The sequence below is a fragment of the Methanoculleus sp. genome, assembly GCF_035363275.1.
GTDB lineage: Archaea > Halobacteriota > Methanomicrobia > Methanomicrobiales > Methanoculleaceae > Methanoculleus.
In genome coordinates this window covers 1-11554 of the sequence record NZ_DAOSET010000061.1, presented here as the reverse complement: position 1 = coordinate 11554, position 11554 = coordinate 1, and the positions used below count along the sequence as shown (strand labels likewise).

Below are 11554 nucleotides of genomic sequence, written 5' to 3'. Positions count from 1 at the left end.
GAGAAGACCGAAGGTCTTCGAGTTGCGACGGTTCGTGAGTACGGGGGACTGGAGAGTGCGATTACTGGGGCGCCGGGAGTTCAAGCACCCCCGGGCGGGATCCGAAGAGAGCCGGCAGGCTTCAGCATATCGAGGACAGAAAATAAGGGTCTTTAGAGCAGACCGATCTTTGCTTTGATCTGCTGGATATCCTGTTCCATTGCAGATAATTTCTGATCGAGGTGGGAACGCAGATCGGTACGCAGGTCGTGGATCTCGCTTGTGATCGATGTCTCCATCCGGTCCATCTTCTGAAGTATCTGATCATTCTTCTCAAGCAGACTATCCTGCTTTCTATCGATGCTGATAATTGCAGGAATACCTTTGGAGAGCTGCTCGATCTGGATTACATGCATATAGTCAGCTACCGAGACGACATACCCCTCATATGATTCAAACGCAACATCGGAGACAACTGCATCCGGCAGGCACTCCTCCCGGATTATGGAACTGAGTGCATCCACCTGCCCGGGCTCGCCTTCATATTGCACCACCACCTGATCGGCGCCGTTCTGAATCCGATTTCTTACGTTGAACTTCTGGAATCCCAGTTCAAGGGATCTCTGGAGCAGGAACACCCGGTAGCCCACGTTATAAACGCGTTTACCGGTGATGACTCCCTGCATCTTCATGGCTGAATATCGTTTCTGAGAGATAAAATAGTCTCTGAAGTGATGCGATCAATTGCAATTCCATCTCTCCATCGCAGTCGGAGGCCTTATCCGGTTCACGTGCAGTTTTCCCGTAATCCGCCGCCCGCATCTGATGGTACTCATCCTGATCTGCTGGTGGCGATGATAAACGACCATTGAGCGGTTCGGGATGGGAAGACATTGAGCACAAAACAGCGGTCAGGGATAAATAGATGCAAAAAGGGGGATTCCAGCCAGAACCTCGACAAAAAGGGAAGATAGGCATATCTATGGACGTAACGGGACTGACACCGCTACCATCAACCGGAGCCATACAGATATGGATGACCGGCCCGATTGATAGAAGATGAACGAAAGGGAACTATATCCGACGGACGCAACGACGCTCGATTACATCAACGTAACCGTCGTCGATTATGACTCTCTCTGGCCGGAACTCTTCCACACAGAAGCTCGCCGGATAGAGGATATCCTGAAAGACAATAGGGTGGAGATATTTCACATCGGCAGCACTTCGGTCCCCGGGCTCAAAGCAAAACCGATCATCGATATCATGCCGGTCGTACTTGATATCGAGCAAGTTGATGGGTGTTTGGGGCAGTTTGAGGCTATCGGCTATGAAGCGATGGGTGAACTCGGGATACCCGGACGGAGATACTTCCGCAAAGGCGGGCACAACCGCACCCACCAGATACATGCCTTCCAGTACGACAACGTCTATGCTATCACAAGGCATCTGGCGTTTCGGGACTACCTGAGGTCCCATCCCGATGTCGGTGCCGCGTATGCCGCTCTCAAGTCGGAGCTCGCCATGCGGTATCCGAACAATATAGGGCGATACTGCGACGATAAAGATAGTTTTGTAAAACGTGTGGAACGCGATGCGTTGCAATGGTACTGGAAACGATACGATGCGATCGGCCGGTGGTAGGCTCCTTAACCGGACGCCCGATATCGCTTCGGACCACGCAGGCCTGAACTCCCACAATTCCCGGCTGATAATGACGGGTGTCGCCAAACACCGGCCACCCGGCCATCATAAAAAAAGAAACACCATTCCGACCTTTAGATAAAGAACCGGAACGCAACCCAGGCGATCAGCACCATGACGGCGGAATATTTCAACCCCGCGAGCACCCGGCCTTCCCCCATGACACCCGCTGCAAGCCCCGAGAAGAATCCCTGGATCAGCCCGGAGTGGCAGAAGATCCGGTTATAGAGGAAGAGGTCAACGGTGCCTATGAACGCCTGGCTCGAACCGGACACCGCGACCGCCTCGCCCGCCTCCGCCATGGTGGTGAGGAAGGTGCTCGAGAGCACCCCTATGACGAAGAGGAAGACGAAGAACGACATCACAACGATGATCATATAGATCATCATACCGGTCTGCCGCTCCGACTTCAGGTTGAAAAACTCGTAAGCGTCGTGGGCCGCCGCCCGCAACACCTCGCTCACGTCCCCGCCCGCAGAACTCGCGTGGGCGATCAGGTCGACGCTCCGCTCGGCAAGCGGGGTGTTCACGGTCTTCCCGAACCGGCGGATGGCTTCCACAAACGGGACGCCCCAGGAGATCTCAGTATCGAGCTTGCGGATGTGCGGTGTAAGCGCCCCGTACTCGCCCTCCGAGACGATATGGACGGCGTGCGGAAGCGTCATGCCTGAGTCGTTCATCCCGGCCACGTCCCGGAAGAAGTTCGGGAGGGACGCCTCGATGCTCGATACCCGCAGCGACTCCTTGAGGTCGAGGATCGCGAGCGGCACGATGGCGATGAGGAGCGAGAAGACAATGACGTCGTCGACCATCGTCGTCATGAAGAGGACGCCGACACCGTAGGAGAGTATCAGGCTCACGGACCCTCCGATGAGGAGGAGGAGTGCCACCGGGATGGAGATGAAGAGAACAGTAGCAGGCTCCTCTATCATCACCCGGAGCGGGTGCTTGAGGAACCGGTAAAACCCTTCCTGGTACTTCCGCCGGTTCTCAATCTTCCCGAAGATCTCCTGTTCCCGCTCCTCGTACGGATCGGGCTCCTGGGCGCCCTCAACCGGACCACGGTTCGGGAGCCGATTCAGAAAGTCGTCAACGATCTCTTTGAATCCCACGATCACACCTCCGGCGTCATGGAACTGATCAGGATGACGAACATCATGCTCCCGAACGGCACGATCAGGTAGATGATGATGTAGAGGAAGAACGGATTCGAGTCGCCGGAGATGAGCGTCATGATCGACTGCAGGATGATCAAAAAGAGCATGCCCGCAACCATCGCCGTGACATAAGACTCCGCGATCAGGCCGAGCGTCTCAAGGAATGTCTTCTGCTGCTGGTTATTCTCGAGCGTATACTGGTGAGCCTTGGAGCGGAAATACTCCGTAAGGTTGCTCCCGCTCGAGATACTCGCAACAGCCCCCTGCAGGAACTCCCGCATCCGCTCGCTCGGCGTCGCCTGTGAGACAGTCCGCAGGGCATCAAGGAGGTCTTTGCCGAAGAAGTCGGTCTCCCGGGAGACATAACGCGCCTCGACGGCGCTCTCACCGTAGATCTTGCTCTGACCGAGCAGCCGGAAGACCTCGTCGGGGGTGATCCCCGCCGAGGACATGGCGGTGACGTAGTTGACGGCGTACGGGAGGGTGGTTTCGATATTTCGGCGACGCTCCCCGGCTCGTATGCCGGGATAGAGGAGGTAGATCAGGTAGGCTATCCCCCCGAAGATCAGGAGGGAGAGGACCGTGATAACGACGGTGCCGATCAGGAGCTTGTAGTCGTTTAACGCGTAAAAGACCTCCGGGACCGCTCCCTTGTAGGTGATCATCTCGGGGACCCGCAAGAGATAGGTCAGGAGCCCGATGAGGACCGCAGCGACCAGCCCCACGACGATCGAGGAGACGTACGCGGTCGCAAGGTAGGCCTCAAACGGCGTATTCATCCGGGCTCCCACAAGATCGTTCCTGAGTTTAATGAAGTCCGCCCGTTTCCCCTTCAAGTCATGGCCGATCAGGTTGAAGCAGAACCGCTCGTAACCGTTCATGCCAGGCCACCGTCCTCTCCGTAGAGGTCGGAACGCACGCGCTCGATGACTGTCTCGGGGTCGCGGAAGTAGGAGACCAGGATCTTGCTCACGTCACGGAAGTATCGGATCTTCTTGATGCGCATCCATTCGAGCACCTCCTGCCGCCGTTTCAGTTCTTCCTGCATCCGCTCCTCGCTCCATCCACGGTCCTCCATGATCTGCTCGAGGATGTAGGATTTGCCGGAGTAGCGGATCTCGTCGGTTGCCGGGTGCCACCGGAAGACCTCGTTCGTGATCAGCTCGTTCGTCCGGGGGTCGATATCCAGGATCTCGATGAGTTGCTTGTTCCGCCGGATCCGTTGCCCGCCCACCCGGGCCTGGACCTGAATCGACATCAGGGAGAGCGCCGAGAGCATGTTCCGAGGCACGTCTATCGGCGGGTTCTCCAGGCGGTGGACGGCGCTCGCCACCGAGTCGGCGTGCATCGTCGCGTAAGTGACGTGCCCGGTGCTCATCGCCTGGAAGAGGGTCAGGGCCTCGCGGCCACGGACCTCGCCGACCAGGATGTACTCCGGGCGCTGCCGGAGAGCGGCACGCAGGAGTTCGTACATATCGATCTCGCCCCGCCCGTCCTGCGAGAACGAGTCCCGGGTGATGCTTGGGATCCAGTTCGGGTGAGGGAGCTTTAACTCGCGGGTATCCTCGAGGGTGACGATCTTCGCGAGCGGCGGGATGAAGAGCGATATGGCGTTCAAGGTCGTCGTCTTCCCCGACGCCGTCCCGCCGGCAAAGATGCAGGACTTGGCGTTCTCGACCGCGAGCCAGATGAAGGCGATCCCGAGCGGCGAGAAGGTGTGCCACTCGATCAGGTCTGTGGGGGTGATGGGCTCTTCCCGGAACTTCCGGATCGTGAACGTCGAACCGTGAGCGGTCACCTCCGCCCCGAGCGTCATCTGGATACGCGACCCGTCGCTCATCGTGGCGTCCAGCATCGGTTCGGCGATAGAGATGTATTTCCCGGCCCGCTGCGCGAGTTTCGTGACAAACGAGTCAAGATCTGCAGCATCCCGATAGACGAGACTCGTCTTCATCGACTCATACGTCGTGTGATAGACGAAGATCGGGCTGTTCACGCCGTCGCAGGAGATATCCTCGATGTACTTGTCGTGCATCACCGGGTCGATCAGGCCGTCGCCGAGGAACTCCTTCTCCACGTGGTACAGAATCTTCTCCCGCCCGGGCGGCGTGAGGTGGATCCCATAATCGGCGATGATGGTGTTTGCCGAGTCCCGGAGCGCCTTCCTCGCTGCCTCACGGGTGAGGTCGCGGGTGGTGATGTCGAGCGTCTCAAAGAGGCGCTCCTTGATCTCCCCGAAGAGTTCCTGTTCTCCAGGCGTGAGCACGGGCTCGAGGACATGATAGGTATACTCGTGCGTCGTGCCGTCATAGGTCACCCGGACGTAAGCATACGGCTCGTTCACCGGGTAGAGCTCGATCTCCTCCAGCCCCGGCGACGGGCGCATGGAGAGATCGACAAGCGGCCCATGGAACGTGGAGTTGTACTCCTCGATCGCTTCCCCGGCCCCAGGGAACTGGAACTTCTTGAGGAACCCGAACCGGGGCTGCACGCCCTCTTCAGCCGGGATCGCTACCTGCGCCGCGGCTGCGACGAATGCAGGGGATGAGACAGTCCTGGCAAAGAGGTCGTCGAACTCCGATACAACCCGGGCATTGTCGACAAAGTCGAAATGGTGGTCGTCACGGTTGATATTCAGTTCCTCGACCGCGAATGTCGCACTCTTCGGGAGGATCAGGTCCGCCAGGTTCCCGAGGTCATCGACCGAGACCACGCCGGCGTTCAGGTCTTCATCAGGCCCGGGCTCATCGACGTCGAGCGTGTCAGCCTCCCGCCACCCCTTCATCCGGCTGAGGATACCGGAGGAGTCATTCTGCCGGGGCAGAATGGCCGGCATCTCCGGTCCTGCCTCGATACCCTCCGCCGCCGGCAGGGGGGGCGCTCCCCCGGCATCCGCCTCTACCCTGCGCCGTTCGATCCGGTTGAGGAGGGCCCTGACCGGATCCCCGCCGCCGGCTGCGTGCCGGTCTTCGGTACTCCCGGATCCCGTCACCGCGTCGATGAGCGAACGGATGCCCGCCCTCTTCGGCGCCGGCCCTGAGGTAGGCTCGGATTGCTCTTCGTCTCCGCCGGAACCGGAAGGATCGGTGTCCTGAGCCGCCTCTTCCCGGGTCTCCCCCTCGTCGGGGTGGGACAGCGGAGCGGTTTCATCAGACCCGTTCGTGGGATCTCCATTGCCGGCCTCCGGCCTCCCGGGTAGTGTGAAAAGGTTTCTGACCGCTGCTATCAATTCACGTTCTTCATCCTCATGTGCTCTCATCCTCTGTGCCCCCAATATCAACGCACGTTTCTACCTGAGGATCATGGAATTCGATGATACGCCGCGTCCGCTCTCCGATTCTATCCGAGACCACGCACATATAGCGCCCATTCAGTAGCCGGAAGCAGACCCTTCCACCGGAATCCGTCACATCACTTGTGATGACCAGTTTTCCTTTCCGGATCGAGACGTGGGCTCCGGCGAGGGGTGCCCGGCTGTCGCGCACGGTCAGGCAGAGCACCCCTACCCGCTGCCGGGTAGGCGTGCCGATGGTCGGGATGTCAAGGCGGCCGTTCTTCCTCAGGTGGCTCTTCTCGAAGACCCGGCACCGTGATACCAGCGCGTCGACGATCTGCGGCGCCACCAGATGGAGTTCGAACTCCTCCCCCCCGGTAAGGCGCAGGACCGCCGCGTCGCCAAAGAGTGTTCCCTTCTCATCGACAAATATGGCGCCGTCCGGTTCGCCCCCGAGGAGAACCAGGAAAGACGTATGCGTCTTCGCTTTGAAGACCCCGATACCGGTCGGAGGATGAACGGCGTTGTGGTGTAACAACTCGTCAAGAGTAAAACGCCCCTCATACGTCGACTGTAGGAGGATCTCGTCCAAAAGGTCGTTTATGTCCATGCACATCTTCAGGTATGGTATTATTATGCAGGAAAGGGGATTTTTACCCCCTGCCACAGTATACCTCATCACTATACTATTATTAATACCTTATGGTAGCCCGATCTCCATTCGAGTAAATGTTTGATTGAAAGTGTCGCATCCGGGAACCTGAAAGAGCCCATTTGCTGGCATAAATCTCACGAAATCAAGGGGTTTCAGGAAAAGCACCGATCGCAGAAAGAGCTAACCCAGGGACGCCCAAACCCAGGATAACATCATAGAAGACCCTGTCCGGCGAATGCGCGCCGAAACGGAAGCGATTCTGGATAAAAAAAGATCGCCAGAAATAAGAGATGAAAGGTGGATAGAGTACTGGCCCATGATTCTTCCGCCCGTGGTAGTTGTCCCGCTCATGGTTGCAGCGGCTGCGATAGGGGTCACGCTCATCTACGCGTCGATCCTGGATGCAAGAGAGCGGCGGGTGCCCCACAGGACCTGGCGTCCTGCACTCGCGATCGCGATTCCGGCCGCCGTCTGGGTATATGGACTGACCCTCCTCGCAGACTGGCGAACGGCAGCGGGGTACCTTCTTCTGGTCGCGGTCTTCTGCGGATTTTTCTACATCTTCCAGGCCGCAAACCTCTTTGGAGGAGCAGATGCGTACGCTCTCATCATCATCACCGCCTGCCTCCCGTTCTTCCCGATCGAACCTTACTTCGGTGCCTCGCCCCTCGGATTCTTCCCGTTTACGGTGCTGACGAACGCCGTGCTCATCAACATCGCGGCACCGGTTGCAATACTCGCAAAGAACCTGATCGAGGGCAACCGGGCCCCGCCATCCTGCCTCTTCACCGGCTTTCCCGTCGACGGAAAGTCGATCCAGAATGAATTCGGTTTTGTCATGGAGGATATCGAGGAAGAGGACGGCAAGCTGGTCAGGCGGTTCGTCGGGTTTACCGAGTCGCTTAAGCGCATCGTACGGGGGGAGCGGCGACTATACACGAAAGATCTCAGGCTGCACCCCGAAGATTACCAGGAGGAACTTGCCCTCTACCGGAAGGCCGGCAGGGTCTGGATATCTTACGGTATTCCATTCATCATACCAATTACGGCGGGATTCCTGGCTGCATTACTCGTAGGAGATATCCTCTTTGTTATTATGAAGACTCTAGCAGGAATGTGAACCAATATGAAGATACAATTTAAAGACGGACTGGTTCCTGTCATTGTGCAGGAGAAGCGAACTTGTGAGGTCCTGATGCTTGCCTACGCAAACACCGAAGCACTGGAACTCACCCGGACCACCGGATACGCGCATTACTACAGCAGAAGCAGGCAGAAACTCTGGAAGAAAGGAGAAGAAAGCGGGCACTTTCAGCGGGTCTGCCGGGTGCTCGTCGACTGCGATGCGGATGCGGTCCTCTATGAAGTAGAACAGACCGGAGCTGCCTGCCATACCGGCCATGCCTCATGTTTCTACCGAACGATCGAAGGGGAAGAGATCGCCGGAATCGTCTTTGATCCGGAGAAGGTATACGCTAATAAGGGTGAATGACCTCATTACTATGGTGATTTTTTATGAAAATTGTACCCGATACAAGCGTCGTGATAGACGGGCGCATAACATCGCTGATAAAAACCGGAGAATATAAGGGCGCAACAATAATCATACCGGAAGCCGTCGTCGCCGAACTGGAGGCCCAGGCAAATCAGGGAAGGGAGATAGGGTTTTCCGGTCTGACCGAACTCCAGGAGCTCTTTCGGATGTCGGAGGATACTATCATAGAACTCCAGTTCTCCGGAGAGCGTCCGAGCCTTGACCAGGTAAAACTCTCGAGCGGCGGCGAGATCGACGCCCTGATCAGGAACGTCGCCCTCCTCCATGACGCCCGGTTCATCACGAGCGACCTTGTGCAGGCAGAGGTGGCAAAGGCAAAGGGACTTGACGTCACCTACTTACGACCGCAGATCGGGGACTTCTCGCCGCTCTCGATCGACCAGTACTTCGATGAGGAGACGATCGCGATCACCCTCAAAGAGCGGGCCCCGCCGGTGGCAAAGATTGGAAAACTCGGGGATACCCGCCTGGTCACCCTCCGGGATGCGCCGATGAACGAGTACGAGCTCCGGTCCATGGCCCAGGAACTCCTCGAGCGGGCAAAACGTGATCCGGACGGCTTTATCGAGCTCGAGAAGCGGGGGATCACGGTCGTCCAGATCGGGTCGCTCCGGATATCGATCGCCCGGCGACCGTTCTCGGACGGCATGGAGATCACGGCAGTACGACCACTCGTAGACCTCTCGCTCGACGATTACGACATGGCGCCGGAGATCAAGAAGCGGATCCTCGGGAACCGTCGTGGGGTCCTGATAGCAGGACCCCCGGGAGCGGGGAAGACCACGCTCGCCCAGAGCCTTGCGACATTCCTTGCCGACCACGACTTCATCGTCAAGACAATGGAGGCACCGCGGGACCTGCAGGTACCCGACCACATCACCCAGTACACGGCCCTCGACGGCAGCATGGCAAACACTGCCGAAGCCCTCCTGCTCGTCCGGCCCGACTACGTCGTCTTCGATGAGATCCGGAAGAACGAGGACTTCGGCATTTACGCCGATATGCGCCTTGCAGGGATGGGCATGGTCGGGGTGGTGCATGCCATGGAGGTGCATGACTGCCTCCAGCGGTTCTGCGACCGCGTTGGCTACAGCGTCCTGCCCCAGATCATCAATACCATCATCTATGTCGCCGAGGGCGCGATCACGAAGATTTACGACCTTGAACTGACGGTCAAGACCCCGGAGGGGATGCCCGGGGATACCCACATCCGCCCGGTGATCGTCGTCTACGAACACTCACGCCGGGAGCCCGAGATCGAGATCTTCCGCTACGAGGGAGAGACCCTGGTGATGCCGGTCAGCAAAAAAGACGTTGAGGCGCCCCCAACCGTTACGGAGGCCCCGCCCACCGCCGCAACGGCAGCAAAGCCCGAAGAGAACGTCTCCTGGAAGGTTGCCGAGAAGGAAGTTCAGCGCGAGATCGGGCGGTATACGACAGGACCGGTCGAGGTCCGGATCATCAGCGACAACAAAGCCGTCGTCTACATCGAGGACAAGGATGTCCCGGCAGCGATCGGAAAAGGCGGAAAGAACGTCTCTGCAATCGTGAGCAAACTTGGTATCGGTATCGACATCAGGCCGAGGAGCGAGCTTGAGGTGCAGAAGCCCGTCGAGGAGGAGATGCAACTTGCCGGCGGCATCAAGATCCGCCTCGATCGAAAGCAACTGACGATCGTCTCTCTTGAGAACAAGGGGAAGATCGTCGATGTCTTCGCCGGGAAAGAATATCTCTTCACGGCTACGGTGAACGAGGAGGGCGATATCCTCCTCGCCAAGAACAGCACGATCGCCCAGGAGATGATCAAGCGCTACAATGAGGGCGAGACGATCCGGCTGCGGCCGGTGTGAGGCGAACTGGAAGATGATTGAACCAAGATCAGGAGGCGTAGAGTGAGCGGACTGGACATGCGGAGTAACGAACGGGAATGGAGCGCCCGGTGGGAGCACGCGTTCGAGGCCGATCCGGCTGAGAAGGAGAAGTATTACCTGACCGTGGCATTCCCCTACCCAAGCGGGGCGATGCACGTCGGGCACGGGCGGACCTATATTGTCCCGGACGTCATCGCCCGGTACCAGCGGATGAAGGGGAGACAGGTCCTCTTCCCGATGGCATTCCATGTCACCGGCACCCCGGTCATCGGGATCTCAAAGAGGATCGCAAACGGTGATGCGAAGACGATCGGGCTCTACCGCGACCTCTACCGGGTGTCGCAGGACATCCTGGACCGATTCATCAACCCGATGGAGATCGTCCGCTACTTCTCGGAGGAGTACCAGCGGGTGATGCAGAAGTGCGGGCTCTCGATTGACTGGCGGCGGCGGTTCATCACCGTCGATCCCCAGTACAGCAAGTTCATCGAATGGCAATACGCGCACCTGCACGAGGAGGAGCACGTCGTCAAGGGTGCCCACCCGGTCAAGTACTGCCCCCAGTGCGAGAACCCGGTCGGCGACCACGACCTGCTCGAGGGCGAGAAGGCCGAGATCATCAGGTTCACCCTGGTCGTCTTTTCCTGGGGCGATGCCCGGGTCCCGTGCGCGACTCTCCGGCCCGAGACGGTCTACGGCGTGACGAACCTCTGGGTGAACCCGGACGTCACCTACGTGCGGACGATGGTAGACGGCGAGGAGTGGATCCTGAGCAGGGAGGCGGCAGGGAAACTCGCCCTGCAGGACCACGAGGTTCTGGTGACCGAGGAGATCCCGGGGACCGCGTTCATCGACCAGATGGTCTCGCACCCCCTCTCCGGCGAGGTCCCGGTCCTGCCGGCAACGTTCGTCGACCCCGACATGGGGACCGGCATCGTCATGAGCGTCCCCGCTCACGCACCCTTCGACTACATTGCGCTCCGCGACCTGCAGCAGCAGGGGAAGTACACGGCCATTCGGCCGGTCCCGCTCATCTCCGTCGATGGCTACGGCGAGATCCCGGCGAAGGATGCGGTCGAGCGGGCAGGCATCCGCGACCAGAACGACCCCGGGATGGAGGCGCTCACCCAGGAGATCTACAGCGCCGAGTTCTCCCGCGGGAAGGTCTTTGAGAAGTACGGCGGCAAACCGGTGCGAGAGGCCCGGGACGATGTAGCGGCGCTGATGATGGAGCGCTACGGCTCCATCCCGATGTACGAGTTCGACAACCGCCAGGTGATCTGCCGGTGCGGCGGCAGGGTCTATGTGAAGATCCTCCACGACCAGTGGTTCCTGGAGTACAGCGACCCGTGCTGGAAG

General features: G+C 58.8%; 10 protein-coding genes. 5 read left to right on the top strand and 5 right to left on the bottom strand.

All coding sequences use genetic code 11. From position 1 onward, the window contains the following. Positions 1-152: 152 nt before the first annotated feature. Positions 153-671 (bottom strand): acylphosphatase, encoded by a 519-nt coding sequence (locus tag PLN84_RS11210; protein WP_292386475.1) that lies wholly within the window; start codon positions 669-671, stop codon positions 153-155. A 367-nt stretch (positions 672-1038) separates the two neighbouring features. Between PLN84_RS11210 and PLN84_RS11205 the strand changes: the two genes are divergently transcribed. After that, on the top strand, positions 1039-1623 hold the full coding sequence (locus PLN84_RS11205; protein WP_292386474.1) for a GrpB family protein: 585 nt from the start codon (positions 1039-1041) through the stop codon (positions 1621-1623). Positions 1624-1757: 134 nt separating this feature from the next. Here the strand turns inward: PLN84_RS11205 and PLN84_RS11200 are convergent, their stop codons facing one another. From PLN84_RS11200 to PLN84_RS11185, 4 genes are read right to left on the bottom strand one after another with little or no spacing between them, the layout of a single operon-like run. Beyond that, entirely contained in the window at positions 1758-2795 is a 1038-nt protein-coding gene (locus PLN84_RS11200) for a type II secretion system F family protein (RefSeq protein WP_292558888.1), read from the bottom strand. Positions 2796-2797: 2 nt separating this feature from the next. Further along, positions 2798-3721 (bottom strand): type II secretion system F family protein, encoded by a 924-nt coding sequence (locus PLN84_RS11195; RefSeq protein ID WP_292386472.1) that lies wholly within the window; start codon positions 3719-3721, stop codon positions 2798-2800. Beyond that, a complete protein-coding gene (locus PLN84_RS11190; protein ID WP_292386471.1) occupies positions 3718-6099 on the bottom strand; it encodes a type II/IV secretion system ATPase subunit in 2382 nt (793 codons plus the stop codon). Before PLN84_RS11190 ends, PLN84_RS11195 begins: the two co-directional genes overlap by 4 nt. Then, positions 6086-6730 carry a hypothetical protein gene (locus tag PLN84_RS11185; RefSeq protein WP_299953276.1) on the bottom strand — a complete coding sequence of 215 codons (645 nt, stop codon included), beginning with the start codon at positions 6728-6730 and terminating at the stop codon, positions 6086-6088. Before PLN84_RS11185 ends, PLN84_RS11190 begins: the two co-directional genes overlap by 14 nt. 355 nt (positions 6731-7085) lie before the next feature. On the opposite strand from PLN84_RS11185, the gene PLN84_RS11180 reads away from it, so the two are divergent. The 4 genes from PLN84_RS11180 to PLN84_RS11165 form a co-directional block, all read left to right on the top strand. Then, positions 7086-7889, top strand: a complete 804-nt coding sequence (locus PLN84_RS11180) for an A24 family peptidase C-terminal domain-containing protein (RefSeq protein ID WP_292386469.1) — start codon at positions 7086-7088, stop codon at positions 7887-7889. A gap of 6 nt (positions 7890-7895) precedes the next feature. Next, positions 7896-8261 carry a phosphoribosyl-AMP cyclohydrolase gene (hisI, locus tag PLN84_RS11175; protein WP_292386468.1) on the top strand — a complete coding sequence of 122 codons (366 nt, stop codon included), beginning with the start codon at positions 7896-7898 and terminating at the stop codon, positions 8259-8261. A gap of 23 nt (positions 8262-8284) precedes the next feature. Then, positions 8285-10174, top strand: a complete 1890-nt coding sequence (locus PLN84_RS11170) for a PINc/VapC family ATPase (RefSeq protein ID WP_348532078.1) — start codon at positions 8285-8287, stop codon at positions 10172-10174. Positions 10175-10231: 57 nt separating this feature from the next. Then, the coding region (locus tag PLN84_RS11165) for a class I tRNA ligase family protein (protein WP_348532079.1) at positions 10232-11554 on the top strand (1323 nt) is incomplete at its 3' end.

What these genes read in the sequence shown, in the direction of transcription:
- PLN84_RS11210 (WP_292386475.1), bottom strand. Translation starts at nt 671, where the DNA reads ATGAAGATGCAGGGAGTCATCACCGGTAAACGCGTTTATAACGTGGGC.
- PLN84_RS11205 (WP_292386474.1), top strand. Translation starts at nt 1,039, where the DNA reads ATGAACGAAAGGGAACTATATCCGACGGACGCAACGACGCTCGATTAC.
- PLN84_RS11195 (WP_292386472.1), bottom strand. Translation starts at nt 3,721, where the DNA reads ATGAACGGTTACGAGCGGTTCTGCTTCAACCTGATCGGCCATGACTTG.
- PLN84_RS11190 (WP_292386471.1), bottom strand. Translation starts at nt 6,099, where the DNA reads ATGAGAGCACATGAGGATGAAGAACGTGAATTGATAGCAGCGGTCAGA.
- PLN84_RS11185 (WP_299953276.1), bottom strand. Translation starts at nt 6,730, where the DNA reads ATGTGCATGGACATAAACGACCTTTTGGACGAGATCCTCCTACAGTCG.
- PLN84_RS11180 (WP_292386469.1), top strand. Translation starts at nt 7,086, where the DNA reads ATGATTCTTCCGCCCGTGGTAGTTGTCCCGCTCATGGTTGCAGCGGCT.
- hisI (WP_292386468.1), top strand. Translation starts at nt 7,896, where the DNA reads ATGAAGATACAATTTAAAGACGGACTGGTTCCTGTCATTGTGCAGGAG.
- PLN84_RS11170 (WP_348532078.1), top strand. Translation starts at nt 8,285, where the DNA reads ATGAAAATTGTACCCGATACAAGCGTCGTGATAGACGGGCGCATAACA.